The 21,141-nt window shown below is 70.6% G+C and carries 12 protein-coding genes and 4 pseudogenes; 7 read left to right on the plus strand and 9 right to left on the minus strand.

The window, feature by feature from the left end:
- Positions 1-38: 38 nt before the first annotated feature.
- Both ACFY4A_RS36920 and ACFY4A_RS36925 read right to left on the minus strand, forming a co-directional pair.
- Positions 39-974 (minus strand): LysR family transcriptional regulator, encoded by a 936-nt coding sequence (locus ACFY4A_RS36920; RefSeq protein WP_390833686.1) that lies wholly within the window; start codon positions 972-974, stop codon positions 39-41.
- A 759-nt stretch (positions 975-1,733) separates the two neighbouring features.
- Positions 1,734-2,834, minus strand: a complete 1,101-nt coding sequence (locus ACFY4A_RS36925) for an NADH:flavin oxidoreductase/NADH oxidase (protein WP_390833687.1) — start codon at positions 2,832-2,834, stop codon at positions 1,734-1,736.
- Positions 2,835-3,440: 606 nt separating this feature from the next.
- On the opposite strand from ACFY4A_RS36925, the pseudogene ACFY4A_RS36930 reads away from it, so the two are divergent.
- Positions 3,441-3,768 (plus strand): annotated as a pseudogene (locus ACFY4A_RS36930) (MFS transporter); the annotation flags it as partial.
- Here ACFY4A_RS36930 and ACFY4A_RS36935 read toward each other — a convergent pair.
- From ACFY4A_RS36935 to ACFY4A_RS36960, 6 genes and pseudogenes are all read right to left on the minus strand, one after another.
- Positions 3,765-4,157: pseudogene (locus tag ACFY4A_RS36935) on the minus strand (Gfo/Idh/MocA family oxidoreductase); the annotation flags it as partial. The pseudogenes ACFY4A_RS36930 and ACFY4A_RS36935 sit on opposite strands and share 4 nt — an antisense overlap.
- Positions 4,158-4,244: 87 nt before the next feature.
- Positions 4,245-6,467, minus strand: a complete 2,223-nt coding sequence (locus tag ACFY4A_RS36940) for a right-handed parallel beta-helix repeat-containing protein (RefSeq protein WP_390833688.1) — start codon at positions 6,465-6,467, stop codon at positions 4,245-4,247.
- A gap of 112 nt (positions 6,468-6,579) precedes the next feature.
- Positions 6,580-8,037, minus strand: a complete 1,458-nt coding sequence (locus tag ACFY4A_RS36945; protein ID WP_390833689.1) for a M1 family metallopeptidase — start codon at positions 8,035-8,037, stop codon at positions 6,580-6,582.
- A complete protein-coding gene (locus ACFY4A_RS36950; protein WP_390833690.1) occupies positions 8,034-9,707 on the minus strand; it encodes a hypothetical protein in 1,674 nt (557 codons plus the stop codon). The genes ACFY4A_RS36945 and ACFY4A_RS36950 overlap by 4 nt, the downstream gene beginning before the upstream one ends.
- 70 nt (positions 9,708-9,777) lie before the next feature.
- Positions 9,778-10,638 (minus strand): carbohydrate ABC transporter permease, encoded by an 861-nt coding sequence (locus ACFY4A_RS36955; protein ID WP_390833691.1) that lies wholly within the window; start codon positions 10,636-10,638, stop codon positions 9,778-9,780.
- A 91-nt stretch (positions 10,639-10,729) separates the two neighbouring features.
- Positions 10,730-11,689, minus strand: coding sequence for an ABC transporter permease (locus ACFY4A_RS36960; protein WP_390833692.1), 960 nt, complete (start codon positions 11,687-11,689; stop codon positions 10,730-10,732).
- Between the two features lie 258 nt (positions 11,690-11,947).
- Between ACFY4A_RS36960 and ACFY4A_RS36965 the strand changes: the two genes are divergently transcribed.
- The 5 genes from ACFY4A_RS36965 (at position 11,948) to ACFY4A_RS36985 (ending at position 20,170) form a co-directional block, all read left to right on the plus strand.
- Positions 11,948-13,018 carry a hydroxyacid dehydrogenase gene (locus tag ACFY4A_RS36965; protein ID WP_390833693.1) on the plus strand — a complete coding sequence of 357 codons (1,071 nt, stop codon included), beginning with the start codon at positions 11,948-11,950 and terminating at the stop codon, positions 13,016-13,018.
- Between the two features lie 71 nt (positions 13,019-13,089).
- Positions 13,090-14,250, plus strand: coding sequence for a LacI family DNA-binding transcriptional regulator (locus ACFY4A_RS36970; RefSeq protein ID WP_390833697.1), 1,161 nt, complete (start codon positions 13,090-13,092; stop codon positions 14,248-14,250).
- A gap of 177 nt (positions 14,251-14,427) precedes the next feature.
- Positions 14,428-15,786: a M60 family metallopeptidase gene (locus ACFY4A_RS36975; protein ID WP_390833694.1), complete on the plus strand. Its 1,359-nt coding sequence runs from the start codon at positions 14,428-14,430 to the stop codon at positions 15,784-15,786.
- 20 nt (positions 15,787-15,806) lie between these two features.
- Positions 15,807-18,203, plus strand: a complete 2,397-nt coding sequence (locus ACFY4A_RS36980; protein ID WP_390833695.1) for a polysaccharide lyase 8 family protein — start codon at positions 15,807-15,809, stop codon at positions 18,201-18,203.
- Between the two features lie 62 nt (positions 18,204-18,265).
- Positions 18,266-20,170 (plus strand): DUF2264 domain-containing protein, encoded by a 1,905-nt coding sequence (locus ACFY4A_RS36985; protein WP_390833696.1) that lies wholly within the window; start codon positions 18,266-18,268, stop codon positions 20,168-20,170.
- A 37-nt stretch (positions 20,171-20,207) separates the two neighbouring features.
- Here ACFY4A_RS36985 and ACFY4A_RS36990 read toward each other — a convergent pair.
- Positions 20,208-20,642: pseudogene (locus ACFY4A_RS36990) on the minus strand (GAF domain-containing protein); the annotation flags it as partial.
- A gap of 244 nt (positions 20,643-20,886) precedes the next feature.
- On the opposite strand from ACFY4A_RS36990, the pseudogene ACFY4A_RS36995 reads away from it, so the two are divergent.
- Positions 20,887-21,033 (plus strand): annotated as a pseudogene (locus ACFY4A_RS36995) (C4-dicarboxylate transporter DctA); the annotation flags it as partial.
- Between the last annotated feature and the right edge of the window lie 108 nt (positions 21,034-21,141).

The following is a 21,141-nucleotide window of genomic DNA, read 5'->3' on the forward strand; positions in this document are numbered from 1 at the left end:
CCGCCGTCCGTCGATCCGGCCACGATGACCGGCGGCGTTCAGTGCGGAATCACCCAGCCCGGCGCCCAGGTCCCGGCGGCGTCGTGGCCGGCCGCTGTGGCGGCGAGGTGAGCGCGGAGGGTGGCTAGCGCTGGGTGGTGGTTGTCGCGGTGCCAGAGGAGCGAGTGCGGGTACACGGGGGTCGGGTCGGTGACCGGGATGCGGCGCAGGCCGTGGCCGGCGGGCCAGACGAGGCGGGTCTGCTCGCTCATGAAGGTGGACAGGGCCGGGGTGTCGGCGACGGTGTCGAGGAGCGCGTCGGAGCCGAAGTTGGGGCCGGTCGCCTCGATGGTGAGGCCGAACTCGGCGACGAGGTCGTCGTAGTAGGCGGCCCACTCGGTTCCGGGGACGATGCCGGGCATCCAGATCCGGTGACCGGCGAGCTGAGCGACAGTCACCGACCGGGCGCCCGCCAGCGCGTGGGCGGGGCCGGTGAGGAGCTGGAGCGGCTCGTCGAGCACCCGGACGGACTCGATGTCCTCGGGTAGGGGCCGGCCGGGCATGGCGACGGCGCGGAAGGACGCGTCGATCGCACCGGACCGGATGGCGGCGACGGCCGTCTCGACGTCGAACAGCATCACCACGTCGAGCTCGGTCTCGGGGTGCGCGCGGTGGAAGCCGCGCATCAGGCCCGTCGCCGCGCCGCGCGAGTTGATCACGTCGACGCGCAGTGGACGGCGGCCGGTGCGCACGGACGCGACCGCGCGCTCGGCGGCGCGCAGCAGCTCGCGTGCGTGGGGCAGGAACGCCTGCCCGTCGATGGTGAGCTCGGCGCCGCGCGGCGTGCGGGTGAACAGCCGCACGCCGAGGTTGCGCTCCAGCGCGGCGATGCGCTTGGAGACGGCCTGCTGGGTGACCGCCAGCTCGGCGGCGGCCTCCTGGAACTGCCCCGCATCGGCGGCGGCGACGAAGGTCCGGACGGCGTCGAGGTCCATGCCGACACTCTACGGTCACAACCGTTGGTTGTGGCCGACCGCTCTGTAGTTGTTTGATCCCTGGCTGTGGTGCTCACTTGGAATGCTTCCGATCGCGGATCGGTTGTGCGGGTGAGCGACGAGGGGCGTCGGACATGACAAACGGCCACCGGTTGAGGCGGCGGTTCGGGTGGCTCTGGGGAGCGTACGGGGCCAGCGCGCTCGGCACGTGGCTGGTCAGATGGAACACGGGCGAGAACGGAGCTCGCGGCCGTGCTGCAGCTGGCCGCCGCGGGCAGGCCGCGGCGCAGCGACAAGGCGAAGCGTCCCTCCACGACCACGATCCGCGCGCTGGGCGAGGTCCTCACCGGCGGACCTGGAAGCCATCCCCCTGTGGCGGACCTCGACGGACTTGGTGCCCCGCCGTGGCTGGGCGAGCTTCAATCTGTCCGGACGCTACGGCCGATCTGGGATGAGCACACGCGGTCGCCTCCAACTCCCCGTACGTGCGCGCCTGCGGCCACAGAGCGCGTGCGCAGCGATGTCGAGGCGGCGCATGTGCTCGCCGACGTCGGCTTCTGCGCTGCCGTGGTCAAGGCCATCTCGGAGACTCCGCCGGGGCGCCGCCATAGTGGGCTCGCACCCTTTGAGAGGGTGCGAGCCCTGAACTCCCCAGTTCACGTCCAAGCGGCCAGGGGCGAGAGACACGCGCTGCGTGAGGTCCGGTGCGTGAATTCCGTATGCGCCGCACGGGCCGGGCTCAGGGGCCCGTCCGTGCTGTCACGCGCGGTGGTACTGAACGGGAGAGGCAACCTGGCCGTCGAGTTCCTCGGCGGCGCGGCGAGCCCAGTACGGGTTGCGCAGGAGTTCACGTGCCAGGAGGATGGCGTCCGCCTTGCCCGAGGCGATGATCTCCTGAGCCTGGGCGGGCTCGGTGATCATGCCTACGGCCGCCACTGGCATGTCGCTTTCGTTGCGGACCTGCTCGGCGAAGGGCACCTGGTAGTTGGGGCCAGTCACGATCTTGGCGTTGGGGGCGTTCCCGCCCGTGGAGACGTCCAGCAGGTCCACTCCGTGGGCGTGGAGTTCCTTGGCGAATCGGACCGTGTCGTCCGCGGTCCAGCCGCTCCGGTCGTCCTCGGGGTTCTCGGTGAGCCAGTCGGTGGCGGAGACGCGGAAGAAGACCGGCAGGTCCTCCGGCCACACGGCGCGGACGGCGTCGACGACTTCCAGGGCGAAGCGGGTGCGGCCCTCGAAGGAGCCGCCGTACTCGTCGCTGCGGTGGTTGCTGTGGGGGGAGAGGAACTGGTGGATGAGGTAGCCGTGGGCGCCGTGGATCTCGGCGACTTCGAATCCGGCCGCGAGTGCACGCTTGGCGGCGTCGGCGAACTCCCGGACGATCTCACCGATGCGCTCCGTGGTCAGTTCTTCGGGTTTCGTCGACGACTCGTCGAAGGGGATGGCGCTGGGGCCGACCGGCGTCCAGCCGTAGGGCTCGTCGGGAGTGATCTGGCGCCCACGGTCCACCCAGGTGCGCTCGGTCGAGGCCTTGCGTCCGGCGTGGGCCAGTTGGATACCGGCAACGGTGCCCTGCGTCTTGAGGAACGCGGTGATGCGCCGGAAGGCGGCGGCCTGTGTGTCGTTCCAGATGCCCAGGTCATAGGGGGAGATGCGGCCCTCAGGGCTGACGGCTGTGGCTTCGGTGATGATCAGGCCGGTTCCGCCGGAGGCGCGCGCAGCGAGGTGAGCGAAGTGCCAGTCCGTCGGGGCTCCGACCGATTCACCTTCCGGCGCCGCGCTGTACTGGCACATGGCCGCCATCCAGATGCGGTTGGGGATCGTCAGCGACCTGAGGACGTAGGGGGTGAAGAGGGAGGTCAACTCAAGACTCCTTGTGCGTGGCCTGGCTGCCTTGCGGCAAAGCGACGTGATCAACCCGCGTCGACCGCGCGGCGGGTGCGGGCACCAGAATAATTGCATGCACGGGTTATTTATTCCAGCCGGTAAGCTGCGCAATAAATTAACTTGTCCCCCCTCGCCCCTTGGCGGGCCGCGCCTGTCGGCCCTTGTCTCGGCGGGACGTGCCGAAATGCCGGGCCAGGTGCGCCCTACGGGCGCGGACCTTGCGGTGGGAGGCGTTGCGCCCCTCCTTTCAGTCCGGGAGATCGGACTGGCCTTTCTGGCGCCGGTAGGGATCACCAGGCCGGCGCCTCGGCAGCCGCCGTCAGTGATGACCGTGGTCTTGCCGCTGCTTCCCATGCGCCGGACAGCTCCCTTGCCCTGCAGGCGTTCGCAGCGTTCATCGAAGCTCACCGTGCGCGGGGACGCTTGCGGTCATCGGGGCCTCCTTCGCCGGGCCGTCCCGTCAACGGTTGCACACGAAGGCAAATACGTTACACCTCTTGTTACGCCTACCCGTATCCCGCGCTTGCAACCATTGCTCTCGGTCGTAAGCCCCTCGAGCAATCACTTGGAAGGTAGCTCCCCATGCCTCTCGCGCTCCTGGCCCTGGCCATCGGGGCCTTCGGGATCGGCACCACCGAATTCGTGATCATGGCTGCCCCAGGTCGCAGGCGACTTCGGCGTCACCATCCCGGCCGCCGGCTGGCTGGTCTCCGGCTACGCCCTGGGCGTCGTCATCGGTGCGCCGCTCCTGACCGTGCTGGGCACCAAGGCGTCCCGCAAGAAGATGCTGATGTTCCTGATGGGGCTGTTCGTCATCGGCAACAGCCTGTCCGCCTTCGCGCCCAGCTTCGGCGTCATGCTCATCGGCCGGGTCGTCGCGTCCCTCGCGCACGGCGCGTTCTTCGACATCTCGCGGGGAGCGCCGCCCGCGCGCAGCGACTCGGTGGCCCGCACCCCGGCCGCGACGGCCATGCGCGCGGCGACCGGCGAGGTGTCTGTGACGCCGCCCTCGCGCACGAACCGCACGAACTCGTCGATCAGGAGCGGGTCGGCGCCGCCATGCCCGGCGTTGTCCTCGGCGTCCGGGACGCGGTACTCGGCGTCGGCGTCGGCCCGGTGGGCGGAGCGGCGGGAGTTCCACACCTTGACCACTCCCCCAGGGCCGTCCCCGAAGTTCTCCAGCCGGCCGGCGTCCCCGATGACGGTGTAGTTGCGCCGGTAGTCCGGCGTGACGTGGCACTGCTGGTAGGCCGCGAGCACCCCGTTGTCGAGGCGCATGTTGACGAGCGACACGTCCTCGAATGGTGCGGAGCGCGCGAGCATGGAAGCACGGGGCCGCCGCGGACCCGATGACTGGTCCGCGGCGTCCCCCTCCGGTGCTCCGGGCTACGGGTGCACCAGGACGTGGGCGAGGGCCACCCGCCCGGTGCCGGTGAGCCGGATGCGGACGTAGCGGGCCTCGGTGTCGGTGTCGAGGAGGGTGGGGCGCAGGGCCTTGCCGGTGACGTGCACGGTGGTGGCGTCGGAGAAGTCGGCCGCGGTGGCGAGCTGCACGTCGAAGTCGGTGGTCGTCATGGAGGTGTTGTTCCAGACCTCGACCTGTCCGACGTGGTGGGCGGCGCCGAGGTCCACCTGCCACCAGGCGCCCGCCTCGGAGAGCGTGCGGGTGTCGGTGCAGGTGTCGCCGTCGGTGGCGTTGGCCGCCGTGGCCGTGCCGTCCGTGGAGGACTGGCTGACGGTGCCGGTGCGGGCCAGGTCGGGGCGGAGCTGTTCGACGCTGCCGCGGCCGTTCGCGCCGGCGGCCTCGGCGACCTTGACGGCCTCGGCCGGGAGCCGGTCCAGCTTCGTGTGGTTGTCGGCCATGGTCGAGCCGGTGCCCGCGAGGGCCGGGGCGTCGGTGTCGGTCCAGTTGCCGGTGGCGTGGTTGTCGATGCCGTAGTCGGCCCAGTTGGAGACCCACTTGTAGCCGATGCGCGTGATGACGTTCTTGGTGACGGCGATGTGGCTGGACTGTTCGTCGAGGTAGATGCCGTTGCCGTCGCGTTCGGTGTTCCCGTACGCGCTGCGGTTGATGTAGTTGCCGGAGATCACGGTGCCGGGCTGGGCGCCCTGGGTGTAGATGGCGCCGCCGTCGTGCTGCTCGTGCTCGACCCGCATGACGTCGGTGATCCGGTTGTTCGTGATGCGGTTGTCGCGGAGCACGGACTGCCGGGCCTCGGGCTGGTTCCAGCCCCAGCCGACGGAGATGCCGGAGTACGGCAGGCCGTCGAGGGTGTTGTGGTCGATGGCGGTTCCGGCCTCGTAGCCCGCCCAGATACCGACGGCGTCCGTGTACTCCACGCCCGTGTGGCGGATGGTGTTGTGCGAGACCGTGTTGCGGGCCCCTACGAGTTCGGGGGCCGGCATGGGTTCCGTGTCGCCGATGTACGCGGCGCCGGAGGAGAGGTCGGTGAAGCGGGAGCGGGTGAGCGTGGAGTCCTGGGTGCCCCGTTCGAAGATCACGCCCGCGCCGCCGAGGTGGGTGAAGGTGCTGTGGTCGACCACCACGTGGCGGCCGCCGCGGACGCTGAGGGCGGCGGCGGGCTTGGTGTAGTAGCGGCCCGCGTGGTCGACGGGGCCGGTGGCGCCGGTCAGGGTCAGGCCGGCCTGCATGCCCGCGTAGCCCTCGTCCGTGTTCGGCTGCTGGTAGGCGGCGTAGGCGAAGCCGATGCCGGTGACGCGGACGTCGTGGGCGCCGTCGAGCTCGAGCAGCCCTTCCGTGACCGGGGTGACGGCCTTGGAGCGGCGCGGGTCCTCCCCCTTGCGGGGCAGGTATGTGACGGTGCGTGCGGCCGAGTCCCAGACGAACTCGCCCGGCTGATCGAGGAGTTCGCGGGCATTTTCGAAGAAGGCGACCTTGGAGTAGCGGGACGAGTCGACGGTCGTCGTGTCCCAGGCGGGCCCGGTGCGGTCGGTCCCGGAGGCCGAGTTGGTCCAGCAGGGCTGGGCGAAGGTCATGACGTCGCCGGTGACGGCGGCGATCCGGCAGTGGTAGTTGCGCCAGCGGACGCTGATGACGGCCTCGGCGTCGGTGGGCCGGGTCCAGTCGGCGATACCGGTCTTCTCGGCGCCGGTCATGCCGGTCTTTGTGGCGTCGCACACGGTGGCGGCGCAGGACCCGCCCCGGGCGCGCACGGCCCGTTGCCCGTCGACGAACAGCTGGCGCGGGGTGATGCCCTCGGGCACCTTCGCGGTCCAGGTTCCGTCGCCGTTCACGGTCCAGCCGGTCAGGGCCCGGCCGCCGGAGAGCACGGGCCGCGCGCCGCGGGCCGCGGCCCAGGTGACTCCGGAGTCCTCCGCGCCGAGCTTCAACGGAGCGCTCAATTCGTACGTACCGCCAGCCAGTTCGACGCGCACGTCGCGTCCGGTGACGGCTCGGGCGGCGTCCCGGGCGCCCTCCACCGAGCAAGGACGCCCGAGGGTGCAGTGGGACCCGGAGCCGTGCGGTGCGGCGTACAGGACCTTGGGGACCGAGGCCGCCTCGGCGGCGGGCAGCGGGCTGAGGAGCAGCGCCGCGCCGGCGAGGAAAGCGGCTCCGGCGGTGCGAGTTGTGCGGGTACGTGGTCTCATACGATGACCTTCCGCTCGGACGGCCCGCCGCTCGGGGCGGGCCGGGGAATGGGGGTGCGACTCAGGTGCGGGGCTGATGTGTGCGGGGCGGCAGTGATCCGGCCGCCACCGGTCAAGCCGTGGTCGTCCAGTCCGGGTGGCCCGGCATCGGCGGGTTCTTCGCGCCGAACAGCCAGTCCCGCAGGAACGGGTCCAGCGAGCGGTCGCCCGCCACGGTGACGGCGTGGGCGATGAAGTCCTCGCTGGTGACCGTGCGGTCCTTGAAGCGGCGCGGCCACAGGCCCATGATCCGGTCGAACTTCTCCTGGCCCACGTGGAGTCGGAGCGCGTAGAGCACCAGCGCGCCGCCGTCGTATATGTTGGTGCCGCCGAGGGCCTTGGGCAGGCCGGGCGGCCCGTCACTCGCGCGGATCGCGTCGAGCTTGGCGTACGTCGCCTTCATCTTGTCGGCCATGACCGACCAGCCGCGCTCCTCGCTGTGGAGCGCGGCGTAGTACACGGCGGGGCCCTCGTTGAGCCAGGCCTGCTGCCAGTCGTTCGGCGTGACGCTGTCGCCGAACCACTGGTGGGTCAGCTCGTGCACCATGGTGTTCTCGTACGTCGGGTTGCCGTCGGCGTTGAGCTTGAACCAGTTGGTGCCCATCAGGGTGAGAGTCGTGTTCTCGAGGGCGTCGGTGTACCCGTCGTAGATGTGGATGCCGTACACGGAGAACGGGTAACGGCCGAACTTCGCTTCCAGCCAGGCGAGATGGTCGGCAGTGCGGGCGACGATCGGGGCGTACTTGTCCTCCTGGCCCTGCGGGACGATGTGGCGCAGCGGCAGCCCGGTGTGCGAAGTGCCGTACAGATACGTGCCCTTGACGACGGCGATGCCGAGCAGCTCCGTCGGCATGCGCTCGCGCAGCGCGAAGTGCCAGACGGTCGAGCCGTCGGCTCGCTTGTCCTTCCCGGTCAACTCACCGTTGGCGGTGGCGACATAGCCCGCGGGCGCGGAGATGTGGAAGGTCCAGGTGGCCTTGTCGGACGGCGTGTCGTTGCACGGCAGGAATGTGTCGGCCCGTGACGACTGCACGGCGGAGGCGAAGCCGCCGTCCGAGCCGAACTTCCAGCCGGTCAGTCCGGCCCGCGGCGCCTTGCCGTTGCCGCGGTAGGCGACGGTGACGTCGAACGGGGCGCCCTTGTGGAGCGGCGTCTCCGGGGTGACCGTCAGCTCCTGGCCGGACTGGCCCGGGGACAGGGCGTGGGACGCGGCGCGGCCGTTCACCGTGATCGAGTCGATGGTGTGGCCGTCGGTGTCCAGGTTGAACGCCGACAGGTCCTGCGTGGCCCGCGCGTTCAGCTTCACCACGGCCGTGAAGTCGTACGTCACCGGTGTGAAGTCGAAGGTCAGGTCGTAGTGGACGACCTGGTAGCCGCCGTTGCCGAGAGTCGGGAACAGCGGGTCGCCGACCCCGTCGGAGCCTGGGCGCGGGTCGAACCCCGCGGCGCCGGCGGGCGAGCCCAGGACCGGTACGGTGATCGCGGCGGCGACCGCCGCCTTGGTGAGGAACGCGCGTCTGCTGGTGGTCACTTGGTCCCCTTCTGCGAGGCCTGCTCGAACTCGGCGCGACACTTGTCGCCCCCGGCGTTGCGCCAGTGCTTGACGATCGAGTCGTACGCGGACAACGGCTTGCGTCCGGTGACCAGGTCCTTCAGACCGTCGAGGTGGATGGTGTAGAGGCTGCCGAGCCCCTTGGAGTCCCAGGTCGGCGAGGAGTAGCTGAGGGTCGGGTCCTCGATGAGCTTCGGGATCAGTACGGAGTACGCCTCGTGCACGTAGCGCGCGGCCTCCGGGTGCGTGGCGCTGAAGAACGCGGGTGTCGCGGAAGCGAGCTTGCCCCACGGCACGGTCACGTCCTGGGTGCCCTGCTTGGTGAGGACGGGCGTGCCGTTCTCGTCCCGCTTGTAGTCGACGTTCTCGACGCCGTAGTTGATGAGTGTGTATTCGAGCGACCCGAAGGGCGAGGCGGCGAAGTCGGCGAGCCGCAGCAGTTCCCTGACACGCTCCTCGCTTGCCTTGCGGACGTAGCAGTTCTGCAGCGAGACGTTGTCGGTCCAGGTCACCGCGTCCTTGCCGACCGGGACCATGGGCCGTACGTCGAACGACTCGTCGATGGCCGCCATGGCGTCGACGTAGCCGGTGGCCGTGGTCAGGTACGCCGGCATGCCGTCGAAGACGTAGGCGGCCTTGCCGTTCTTGAACAGATCCGTGTACTGGGCCTTCTGGGCTCCGGACATCTGCACGGTGCCCGGGTAGTAGCAGCCCGCCTTGTAGAGCTTGGCGGCGGTCTCGACCGCGTATCGGTACTTGTCGTCCTCCAGCTGGTACGTCCACTTGCCGGACTTGCGGTCGAACTTCCACAAGTGCTGGGCGCCGGCCGACATGGCGAGCAGGGTGGTGCTGCTGCCGGAGAAGAAGTACTGCTTGTTCTTGGCGTCCGTGAGGTCCTTGGCGAGCTCGACGAGCCGCTCGATGCTGTCGATCTGGTCGAGGCTGGTGACGCCCGCCTGCTTGAACAGGTCGGCCCGGTAGAAGCCGGCGCCGGCGCTGCCCGAGCGGGCGATCGGGATGCCGTAGAGCTTGCCGCCCTTGATGGCGTCGCGCCAGGCGTACTCGGGGATGGCCGCGAGGTTGGGGTAGTCCTTGACCTTGTCACCGGAGAGGTGGGGGCCCAGCTCGGCGCACGTGGCGGCGAGGAACGAGCCCATGTTGTCGACACCTCCCGTCTCCGGGTACATGAAGATGTCGGGCAACTGGTCACCGGCAACCATCGTCGAGAACTTCGCCGGATAGTCGTCCGCGGGCACGGCCGTGAAGTCGACCTGGGTGCCGAGCAGCTTCTCGATCTCCCGCCAGGCGGCGTTCTTGCCCCGGCCGGGTGGCAGCGGCGCGAACGTCTCGGTGACCGCGGTGATCTTCTTGGCACCCTTGAGGGGGGTGCCTTCGGTGGCGCGGGCCAGTTCGCGCGGGTACTTCAGGAAGGCGTTCGGGACGCCCGTCGCGGTGCCGGGCAGGTCGGCCTTGATGCCGATGTTGCGCACGGTGGTGGTCGGCAGCAGCTTGGCGCTCTTGGCCTCGGCCTTGGCGGCGGTGCCGCCGTCGCCGCACGCGGCGAGTAGCGGCGCCGCCGCGACGGCGAGGCCGGCGCCGGCACCCCATCGGAGCAGGGTGCGGCGGTTGACGGATGTGGTGCCGGACATGGCGGGACTCCTCAATACGAGGGGACACGGGGAGAGTTGGGGGGAGCGCGAGCGGCTGATCGGAGCGCGGTCAGCCCTTGACGGCGCCGGTGAGGACGCCCTTGGTGAAGTACCGCTGGAGGAAGGGGTAGACGAGCAGGATCGGCACGACGGCGATGACGAGGACGGCCATCTGCACGGCCTGCTGCGGGGCGACCGCCTCGCCGGCTGCCGCGGTGTCGAGGTTCTGGCCCTGGAGGATGAAAGTGCGCAGGACCATGGGCAGCGGCCACTTGTCGTTGTCGCCGAGGTAGAGCAGGGCGTTGAAGTACGCGTTCCAGTACGCGACGGCGTAGAACAGGCCGACGACGGCGATGACCGCCTTGGACAGCGGCAGTACGACCCGGATCAGGGTCCGGAAGTCGCCCGCGCCGTCGATCTTCGCGGCGTCGTACAGCTCCTCCGGCAGGTTCATGAAGAAGGCCCGCATCACGACGAGGTTGAAGGCGCTGACCATGGTGGGCAGGACGAGCGCGGCGAAGGTGTTGTAGAGACCGAGCTCCTTCACCAGGAGGAAATTGGGGATGACGCCCGCGTTGAAGAGCATGGTGAACAGGGAGGTCATGAGGATGAACCGGCCGCCGACGATGCCGCGCCGCGACAGCCCGTACGCCATGCCGATGGTGGCGAGGAGGCTGCAGGCGGTGCCGATGACGGTGACACCGACGCTCACGAACAGGGCGCGGGTGACGCGCCCGCCGGTGAACGCGGTGCGATAGGCGTCGAGGCTGGGATGGTCGGGCCACAGGACGAGCCCGTTGGACTTGATGATGTCGGTCTGCGAGGCGAAGCTCGTGCCGATCACACCGATCAGCGGGTATGCCACCAGGCCCACGACGATCACGAGGGCGAGGCCCTTGAGCACGAGGCCGAGCCGGGTGGGCTTCTCCATCCACGGGGGCCGGGCGCCGGACGGGTTCAGTTCTCCCGCCGCGGGTGCGGGGCGGGTTGCGCTCCCGCGACGCGTCTTCACAGCGGACGTCTCAACGGTCAGCACCGCGGTACACCCCTTCATGTCCGAGCCGGTGGGCGAACTTGTTGGCGCCGATGACGAGGACGGTGCCGATCACCGCCTTCACCAGGCCCACGGCCGCCGCCGTGCCCCATTGGTTGTCCTTGATGCCGTGGAAGTAGACGTATGTGTCGAGGACTTCACCGGCGTCGGCGCCGACGGCGTCGCGCTGGAGCAGGATCTGTTCGAAGCCGACGGTGAGGATGTTGCCGAGGTTGAGGATCAGCAGCAGGACGAGCACCGGGGACAGGCCGGGCAGGGTGACGTGCCAGAAGCGGCGCCACCAAGCGGCGCCGTCCATGGCCGCCGCCTCGTACAGGCCGCGGTCGATGGAGAGCAGTGCGGCAAGGATGATGATGGTGCCCCAGCCGGCGTCCTTCCACATGACCTGGAGCGCGAGCAGCCAGGGGAAGGCGTTCGGGTCGGTCGTCATGTCGTAGCGGGGCAGGCCGAGGGATGCGAGCAGGTCGGGCACGACGCCGGCGCCGCCCAGGATCTGCTGGAAGATCGAGACGATGATGACCCAGCCGATGAAATGGGGCAGGTAGACGACGCTCTGCACGAAGCGGCGCAGCTTGTCGCTGACGATGCTGTTGAGCAGCAGTGCCAGCGCGATCGGCACGGGGAAGAACAGGACGAGCTGGACGAGTGCGATCTCCAGCGTGTTGCCGGTCGCCGACCAGAAGCCGGGGTCGGCGAAGGCCGTCGTGAAGTTGGTGAAGCCGGTCCAGGCACTGTGCATGTAGCCCAGGTAGGGCTGGTAGTCCTGGAAAGCCACCATGTAGCCCAACAGCGGTACGTAGTGGAACACCACGAAGTACAGGAAGCCGGGCAGGCACAGCAGCAGCATCACTTTGTCGCGCTTGAGGCGCTGCCAAAGGGTCTTGCGGGGAACGCGGTCGACGGCGGTCGGTGGTGCGGAGACAGTCATGGAGCGGTCCTGTTCGGCCGGTTGGCGCAGGAACTGAGTTTCTGCGGCGGCAAGTTAGTAAGCGGTTAACCCCATCGTCAATAGATCCGGAGATTTGATGGGGCACGAGAGCGCTGCGAACCGGCCACTTCAAACCATCATTTCCGGCCGTACCAGGGCAACTTGACCGCCGTACCCTCTTTGTGACCTTGACGGTCGAGCGACGTGCTCCCTACCGTTCGGTATCGCCATAGAACACGTTTACTGTCCGGAGGCAGGGTGCGTACCACTGACGAGGCGCCGGTCGAGGCCAAGGCCACCGGCGCCACACCGCCCCCGCGGCGGCCCCGTACGGTCCTCGCGATGGACTCCTCGGTCGTGGACGACGTCTTCCCGCCCGCCGTGCGGGCCCGCCTGGAGGAGACCGCGGACATCCGGCCTCCGCGTGTCGTACGGGAGTTCACCAGCCCGCAGGCGCGGGCGGCCCTCGCCGAGTGCGAGGTCCTGCTCACCGGCTGGGGCTGCCCACCGGTCGACAGGGCCGCGCTCGACCGGGCGCCCCGGCTGCGCGCGGTGATCCACGCGGCCGGCACCGTGAAGACGTTCTTGAGCCGGGAGACCTACGAGCGCGGTATCGCGGTCTCCTCGGCGGCCGCGGCCAACGCCGTGCCGGTCGCCGAGTTCACTCTCGCCGCGATCATCCTGGGCGCCAAGCGGGCCTTCCCGCTCGCCCATCTCTTCCGCAGCCGGCGCACCCACCGCACCGACGCCGATCTGGAGCGCCACCACTGGCTCGGCACCCGCGGTATCACCGTCGGTGTGGTCGGCGCCTCGCGCATCGGCCGTCGCGTCGCGGAACTGCTGCGCACCCTCGACGCCGAGGTGCTCCTGTACGACCCGTACGTCGGCGACGCCGAGGCGGAGCTGCTCGGCGCCACCCGCACCGACCTGGACACCCTGGTGGCGACCAGCGACGTGGTGACCCTGCACGCGCCGGACACCGCGGAGACCCACCATCTGCTCGACGCCCGCCGGCTCGGCCTCATGCGCCCGGGCGCACTCCTGGTGAACACCGCGCGCGGTCCGCTCGTGGACACGGAAGCCCTCACCGAACACCTGGTCAGCGGCCGGATCGACGCCGTGCTCGACGTCACGGACCCGGAACCACTGCCCGCGGGACACCCGCTGTGGGACCTGCCCAACGTCTTCATCACCCCGCACATGGCGGGCGCCCAGGGCAACGAGGTGGGCAGGCTCGGCGCGCTCGCCGTCGACGAACTGACCCGGTACGCGCGCGGGGTGCCGCTGGCCCACGCCGTGCTCCTGGAGGACCTGGAGCGGATCGCATGACCAAACCACCGCCGCACGCCATAGGCTCTGGGGCGGACCGAACACAGGCAGACCAGCACGACCATCAGGGGGTGGGCCGGATGTCCCAGCAGAGTTCCACGGCACCCGGGCCGGATGGGCACAGTGAGCGGCAGGGCGACCGGAGCGGGCAGCGCCGCGCGACGGTCGTCGACGTCGCGAAGCGCGCCGGGGTGTCCACGGCGACCGTCTCCCGCGTGATGAACCGCAACTATCCGGTCTCCGCCACCACGCGCGAGCGCGTCGAGGCGGCCATGCGCGAGCTCGGTTATGTGGTCAACGCCCATGCCCGAGCGCTGGCCGGCGCCTCCGGCCGCACCGTCGGCATCATCGTCAGCGAGCTGATCGATCCGTTCTACGCGTACATCGCGCGCGGCGTCGAACGAGAGGCCACCGACGGCGACCGGCTCTGCCTGGTGTGCTGCACCCAGGGCGACCCGCAGCGCGAGCTCGCCTTCATCGAGCTGATGCACGAACGGCGGGCGGACGCCGTGGTGCTGGTCGGCGGCAGCGTCGAGGACCGCGCCTACAAGGCCGAACTGGCGCGCCGGGCCCGGGAGCTGGACGCGGGCGGATCGAAGCTCGTGCTGTGCGGGCGGCCCTCGCTCGGCGACGACGTACCGACGGTCGGGGTCGAGTACGACAACGAGGGTGGCGCCTTCGCGATCACCGACCACCTGATCAGGCAGGGCCATGAGCGGATCCTCTACCTGGGCGGGCCGCCCGGCCTCTCCACGGCGCGGGACCGGCTCGCCGGACACCGGCGCGCGCTCGAGCTGCGCGGCATCGCGCGGGATCCGGAGCTGGAACAGCCCGGCGCCTTCAGCCGCGCCTTCGGGTACCGGCGCATGGCCGAACTGCTTTGCGGCGGCCCGGAGTTCACCGCCGTATTCGCCGCGAACGACATCGTGGCGGCGGGCGCGGCGCAGGCTCTGGAAGAGGCCGGGGTGCGCATCCCGCAGGACATGTCGCTGGTCGGGTACGACGACATCCCGGTGGCCCAGGAGCTGCGGCCCCGGCTGACGACCGTGCGCATCCCGCTGGAGGAGATGGGTCGGCAGGCGGTGCGGGTCGCGCTCAACGGCGGCGACGAGGACGACTGGCGCGCCCCGACGACCGGCACGCTGCGCCTCGGCACGCACATCGTCGTGCGGGAGTCGGTGGCGGCACCGATGAGCACGCCCTCGGCGAGCGGCAAGCCGCGCCGGAGCTGACACCGGGCTGCGGCTTGCTTGATTCTGCTCGCACCAGCCACCATCCGCACAGTAACGAACAGAAATTCGGCGGACCCTCTTGCGGCCGGATAGCAAACGCTTACATGCTGGCGCGCGAGCCCCACCGCTCGTCCCGCTGATCGCCCCAACGTAGTTCGCCCCCATGGGAGTCCCTGGATGCGCCATGCCCACAAGCCTCTCCATGTCCCCGCCGAGCCGTCCGGCCCCAGCCGTCGCACCGTGCTCGCCACCGCCGCGGCCACGGGCGCCGCGCTCGCCGTCGGCGGCCTCGGCGCCGGCACCGCTCGGGCCGCCGGCGACCTCACCGTGCCGCTCGTCGCCCGCCCCTCCGCCGAGGCGGAACGGCTCCGCCTCGGCCAGGCCCTGCGCGGCTCCGAGTTCCAGACGACCGGCCACTACGTCCCGCCGGCCACCGCCCTCCGCATCGACGTGCTGCCCTACGACGACGTGGTGCCGACCCTCTGGATCGGGCAGTGGGACTACTACGGCACCGTCACCGAACCGCGCAGCTATCAGCTGAAGCCCGGCGCGAACACCGTGACCGATCCGTACGGCGGACCCGTCTACTTCACCCTGGAGGGCCTCGGGCAGCGCGCCGCGGTCCGGTTCAAAAGCGGCTGCGTACCGATGCCGGTCTTCACACTCGGGCGCACCACCGAGGCCGACTACCAGGGCCAGTTGGACACGTACACCGATGTCCCGGTCGTCGAGCTGCACGGGCCGCGCTCCGTCGTGACGCTCACCCGCGAGGGAGCGCTGCTGTACCGGGACGAGGACCACGCCGCGCTGCTGCGCCTCCTGGAGCAGATCATCGAGGCCGAGTCCGACATCAGCGGCCTGGACGGCTCGAAGCCGGTGCACCGGCCCAAGGCCGGCGGCTACCACTTCACCGAGGTGCCGGTGGTGCCGTCCGGCGTCGGCGCGTACGCGACGCACGGCTACAACGGATTCCCGCGCGCCTATCTCGACCGGGCCACCACGGTGGAGGGGCTGCGCACCCGCGGCTGGGGGCTGTACCACGAACTCGGCCATCTGCACCAACAGATGGCGTACAAGCCGTCGGGGCTGACCGAGGTCACGGTGAACATCTACTCGCTGGCCGTGCAGCGCGCCCTCGGCCAGCCCTCCAACCTGCTCACCATCGACCCGAAGACGGGCCTGAACTACTTCCAGTCCGCCCGGGCCAAGTTCGGCACGGCGGGGCTGACGTACGAGAAGTCCTTCAGCGCGTACGAGAAGCTCGTGCCGCTGCGGCAGCTGGAGCTGGCCTTCGGCGCCGACTTCTGGCCCAGGATGCACAAGCTGGTGCGCGAGGAGAGCCCTCAGTCGGACTACACCGAGACGGCCAAGCGGTACCGGGCGCTGGCCACGTACGCGAGCCGTGTCGCGGAGCGCGACCTCACCGACTTCTTCGTCACCACCTGGGCGTTCCCCGTCGACGCCGAGGGACGGGCCGAACTGGCCGCGCTCCATCTGCCGAAACCGACGACCGACCCGGCCACGCTGACCGACTGACCCGGAGGACGAGACCCACCATGGACCTGAGCAGACGCCAGACCCTCGCGCTCGCCGGAGCGGGCGCGGTCGCCACCCTCGTCGCCCGCCCGGGCAGCGCGAACGCCGCCACCGGCTCCGCCGACGACCCGTACGAGCCCCTGCTCGCCCGCGCCGCGCAGCAGCTGACCGGCGGCGCCTTCGACCCCGAGGACCCGGACTTCGCCGCCGCGCTCACCGCCCTGGACACACAGGCCTCCGGCTGGTGGCGGCAGATCGACACCTCCGCGGGCCGCAAGGCGCTGTGGGCCGATCTGTCCCCGGCCTCCGATGCCGGCATGTTCGGCCAGAGCTATCCGCGACTGCGCACGCTCGCGACCGCGTGGGCCACCCCCGGCACCTCGCTCACCGGGCAGGCGGCCGTGCGCGACGGGATCCTCGACGCGCTGCGCTTCCTGCACACCGTCGGCTACAACGCCTCCCGTCCCGAGACCGGCAACTGGTGGTTCTGGGAGATCGGCGCGCCGCGCGCGCTGATGGACATCTGCGTGCTGCTGCGCGCCGATCTTCCCGCCGAGGACCGCGACGCCTATGTGAAGACGGTGGCCAGGTTCGTCCCCAACCCGGATCGCCGCACCAACTACCCCACTCTCGCCGAGACCGGCGCCAACCGCTCCGACAAGGCCGTGATCCTCGCCCTGCGCGGGCTGCTCGCGCGCGACCCCGCCGCGCTCGTCCTGGCCCGCGACGGCCTGTCCGACGCCCGCGACAAAGGGAAGAACAGCCTGTTCAAGTACGTCACTTCGGGTGATGGGTTCTATCGGGACGGCTCGTTCGTGCAGCACTCCAACGTCGCGTACACGGGCACGTACGGCAGCGTCCTGCTGGGCGGCGCCGGCCAGCTGATCGCGCTGCTCGCCGGCTCCGACTGGGCCGTCACCGACCCCTCGGTCGAGGTGCTGTACGAGGCTGTCGAGCGGAGCTTCGAGCCCTTCCTGTTCGACGGTCTCATGATGGACGCGGTGCGCGGCCGTGCCATCTCCCGCGAGTCCGCCCGCGACCACAACGACGGTGCGTCCGCGGTCTCCCACATCCTCCAACTCGCCGACGGCGCACCGCAGGCGTACGCGGAGCGCTGGCGCGCGGCGGCCAAGGGCTGGATCCTGCGCAACACGAAGACGCCGTACAAGGAACTCATCGGGATCCCTGCCCTGGCCCGCGCGAAGGCCCTCCTCGACGATCCGGCGGTGCGGCCCGCGGACCGCCTCACCGGGCACTTCGTCCTCGCCGACATGGACCGCGTGGTGCATCGGCGCCCGTCCTGGGCGTGCGCGCTGTCGCTGTCGTCGAAGCGCATCGCCGCCTACGAGATGGGCAACGGTGAGAATCTGCACGGCTGGTACACCGGCGACGGCATGACATACCTGTACGACGGCGACGACCCGGACGCCTTCGGTGACTCCTTCTGGCCGACCGTCGACCCGTACCGGCTGCCGGGCACGACGGTGGACACGCGGGCGCGGGCCGATCTCGGGACCGGCGGCGGGACCGGCACCTTCCGCCCGAAGAACGCGGTCGCGGGCGGCGCCGTGCTCGACGCCCGGTTCGGTGCCGCCGCGATGGAGCTGATCGCGGACGGGTCGACGCTGCGGGCCAAGAAGGCGTGGTTCTTCCTGGACAACGCGGTCCTCGCGCTCGGCGCCGGGATCACGGCGAGCGACGGCAGGACGATCGAGACGGTGGTGGAGAACCGGAACCTGCACGCCGAAGGGGCACCGCTGCTCATCGTCGACGGGCATCGGCAGCCCACGGAGCAGGGTTGGTCGGCCGAACTGGACGACGCACGCTGGGCCCACCTGGAGGGCACGGGCGGCTATGTCTTCCCCTCCGGCGGACCGCTGCGCGCCCTGCGCGAGGAGCGGACCGGCACTTGGCGCGCCCTCAACACCGGTGCGGACACCGGCGGCAGCACCACCCCGGTCAGCCGCCGCTACGCCACGCTCTGGTTCGACCACGGCCCCTCCCCCACGTCCGCCTCCTACGCCTACGTCCTGCTGCCGGGCGCGACCGCTGCCGCGACCCTGGCCTGGTCCCGCTCCCTCCCGGCGCGCGTACTCGCCAACGACGCCGCCGTCCAGGCCGTCGCCTCACCCCGTCTCGGCCTGCTCGCGGCACACTTCTGGGCGGCGGGCTCGGTCGACGGGCTGAGCGCGGACGGCCCCGGTACCGTCCTGGTGTGCCGCCGCGACGAGGGCATATCGGTGGCGGTGGCGGATCCGGGCCGCACGACGACGACCCTGACCGTCCGGCTCCCCTTCCCCGTGAGCACGGTGGTCAGCGCCGACGACACGGTGTCCGTCACGCCGGGCCGACAGCCCGTGCTCACCGTCCGCGTGGGCGGCTCACGGGGCCATACGCACACCGCCCGGCTGCGCTGAGCCCGCCGTCACCGGACCCACCCGTATCGCCCGCCGCCCGACGAAGGAGCCAGCGAACCACCATGCCCGCCCCGCACTTCCCCCTGCCGCCCACCGACCGCGTCCGCTCCCCCCTGACCGGCTGGACCCGGGCGCACTGGGAGGCCCTGGCCGACCGGCAACTGTCGGCCCTGCTGCCCTATGCCACACCGGGTTTCGCGCAGTACCGGCTGCCGGGGCGGGCCAGCTGGTCCGGGATCGTGTCGGACGGGCTCGAAGGGTTCGCTCGGACATTTCTGCTGGCCTCCTTCCGGATCGCGGGCGCGGGCGGCAGCGACGGAACGGATTCCGCAGCCGTCTCCCACCTGATCGAAAGGTACACGCAGGGTCTGACAGCGGGCACGGACCGTGACAGCACCGAGGCCTGGCCCGAACTCACCGACTGCTCCCAGCAGATGGTCGAGGCCGCCTCGATCGCGCTCGGCCTGCACGAGACCCGCCCCTGGATCTGGGACCGGCTCGACACCCGGGTCCAGGAGCGGGTCGTCGACTGGTTCTCCGGGTTCGTCGGCGCGAAGACCTGGGACAACAACTGGCGCCTGTTCCAAGTGGTGTCGGAGCAGTTCCTCGCCTCGGTCGGCGCGCCGTACAACCAGGGCGACATCGATGCCGGCCTCGACCGGATCGAGGACTGGTACGTCGGCGACGGCTGGTACACGGACGGCGACGGCCGCAACTTCGACTACTACATCGGCTGGGCCATGCACCTGTACCCGCTACTGTGGGCCCGCATGGCGGGGCCGGACGGGGACGGCGGGCGCGGCGCCGTCTACCGGGAGCGGCTGGCCCAGTTCCTCAGCACGTACCCGCAGTTCTTCGGCGCGGACGGCGCGCCGGTGCACCAGGGCCGGTCGCTGACGTACCGCCTCGCGGCGACGGCTCCGGTGTGGCTGGGTGCGCTCGCCGACTGCACCCCGCTCGCGCCGGGCCTGACCCGGCGCCTCGCCTCCGGCGCGGCCCGGCACTTCGCCGAGCGCGGGGTGCCGGACGAGCGGGGGCTGCTGCCGCTGGGCTGGTACGACACGTTCCTGCCCGCGACACAGCCGTACTCGGGGCCCGCGTCGCCGTACTGGGCGAGCAAGGGGTTCCTCGGTCTGCTGGTTCCCGCCGACCACCCGGTGTGGACGGACCGGGAACTCCCGCTGCCCGTCGAGCAGTCCACGCAGTACACGGCGCTGCCCGCGCCCGGCTGGCTACTGCACGGCACCCCGCACGACGGTGTCGTCCGCCTGGTCAACCACGGCAGCGACCACAACCCGCCGGACGGCCCGGCGAGCGACGACCCGCACTACGCCAAGTTCGCCTACTCCACGGCCACCGCGCCTGAGTCTGCACCGCACGCCTGGGCCCGCGCAGTCGACAACCACATCGCGCTGCTCGCTGCCGACGGCACCCCTTCGCGCCGCCGCCGCATCCACCCCCTCTTCTGCCAGGAGCGCCGCGCGTCGTCCCGTCACGACGTGCAACTCCCGGGCACGGAAGACGAGTTCCCGATCGAGTCGACGAGTGTGCTGCACGGGCCGTGGGAGCTGCGCGTGCACCGGGTGCGGGCACCTGAGGGCGTGACGGTGCGCGAGGGCGGGTACGCGGTCGCCGACGTGGTGCGCCCGCACTCGGAGCAGGGGCCCGGCTGGGCGCTGACCCGTACGGAGTCGGGGCTGACCAGCGCCGTGGCCGCGTTGTACGGGTGGGACGAGGAGACGGGCGTCGCGCGCGAGGTCGAGGCGAACGCCTACGGCCCGCACTCGGCGACCCCGTACCTGCGAGCCGTGCGCCATCCGGGCGGGGAAAGTGTCCACGTCACCTTGGTGGTGCTCACCCGCGACGTCGTCCACCCCTGGGCCCTGTGCGAGTCGATCACGTGCACGCGCGAGGACGACGGGCGGGTGACGGTCACGTTCCCGGACGGCGAGACGGTGACGGTTTGACAGGACAGCAAGTTCGAAGGGCCCGCTTGTGGCCCTGTCACATCCTGCGCCCGTGCACCGACACCGTCACCTCACCGGCCATGTTCTTGATGGTCGCGAGCCCGGCCCTCCCCCAGGGCCGTGGTTCGGTGTCCACCGCACATACGGTGCCGAGGGCGACTCCTGTGCGGTCGTCGATGAGCGGTGCGCCCGGGTAGGAGCGGATCCCGATCTCGTCGACTACGGGTTTGCCCGCGAACCACCGGGAAATCACACGCGTCTTCAAGGGCCAGCGCTGTGCTCCGCACGACCACATGGGGGCAGTAGGCGTGGACGCGCGCCATGTAGCGGCCCGTTGCACCGCCGTCGATGGACTCGGCGGCGGCCACGGTCAGTACGCCGCCGCGGTGCCTGCCGTCGGATGTGTGCGGTCCTCGGAGAACTGCCGGTTGTCGTCGATGAGGTTGACCACCACGTACAGCGCTCCGGTCATTCGCCGACCGGCGCGGCCCGACCCCACTTTTCTGGTCCCATGTACGGCCTTACGGCGAGGTGAGCCTCGACAAGGGCACCCGCCTGAACCTCACTGCGGTCCCGTGCCCGGCCCTCGGACACCTGCGGACGCCGGCGACAGCGCAAGTCGTCTCTCAGGCAATCCCGTCCGCCGTCGAGGAGGCAGTCGAAGGAGAACGCGTTGTGATCACGCGGAGGGGCCCTGACCTGCTCAGTTGTGCGTGATGCGGGTCACGGCCAACCTGCTCGGTAACTGCGTGGCCGTCTTCGCCGTGTCCCGCTGGGAGGGAGCGCTCGACAGGCAGTGTGCGAAGAAGGTGCTCGACGGCGAGATCGCCTTCGTGCGGCCTCGCAGGCCACCGACGAAGGAACAGCCCAGGCCAATTGACGTGCTCCCTGGCCTAAAGTCCAGGGATTCCGGCCTGGGTCGTCTGACCCTTCCGGGGGCTTCCTGCTTCAACGCGCTGTGCGGGCACGTG

The sequence above is a fragment of the Streptomyces sp. NPDC001292 genome, from assembly GCF_042896465.1.
Lineage (GTDB): Bacteria > Actinomycetota > Actinomycetes > Streptomycetales > Streptomycetaceae > Streptomyces.

What these genes read in the sequence shown, in the direction of transcription:
- ACFY4A_RS36920 (WP_390833686.1), bottom strand. Translation starts at nt 974, where the DNA reads ATGGACCTCGACGCCGTCCGGACCTTCGTCGCCGCCGCCGATGCGGGG.
- ACFY4A_RS36940 (WP_390833688.1), bottom strand. Translation starts at nt 6,467, where the DNA reads ATGAGACCACGTACCCGCACAACTCGCACCGCCGGAGCCGCTTTCCTC.
- ACFY4A_RS36950 (WP_390833690.1), bottom strand. Translation starts at nt 9,707, where the DNA reads ATGTCCGGCACCACATCCGTCAACCGCCGCACCCTGCTCCGATGGGGT.
- ACFY4A_RS36955 (WP_390833691.1), bottom strand. Translation starts at nt 10,638, where the DNA reads ATGGAGAAGCCCACCCGGCTCGGCCTCGTGCTCAAGGGCCTCGCCCTC.
- ACFY4A_RS36960 (WP_390833692.1), bottom strand. Translation starts at nt 11,689, where the DNA reads ATGACTGTCTCCGCACCACCGACCGCCGTCGACCGCGTTCCCCGCAAG.
- ACFY4A_RS36975 (WP_390833694.1), top strand. Translation starts at nt 14,428, where the DNA reads ATGCGCCATGCCCACAAGCCTCTCCATGTCCCCGCCGAGCCGTCCGGC.
- ACFY4A_RS36980 (WP_390833695.1), top strand. Translation starts at nt 15,807, where the DNA reads ATGGACCTGAGCAGACGCCAGACCCTCGCGCTCGCCGGAGCGGGCGCG.
- ACFY4A_RS36985 (WP_390833696.1), top strand. Translation starts at nt 18,266, where the DNA reads ATGCCCGCCCCGCACTTCCCCCTGCCGCCCACCGACCGCGTCCGCTCC.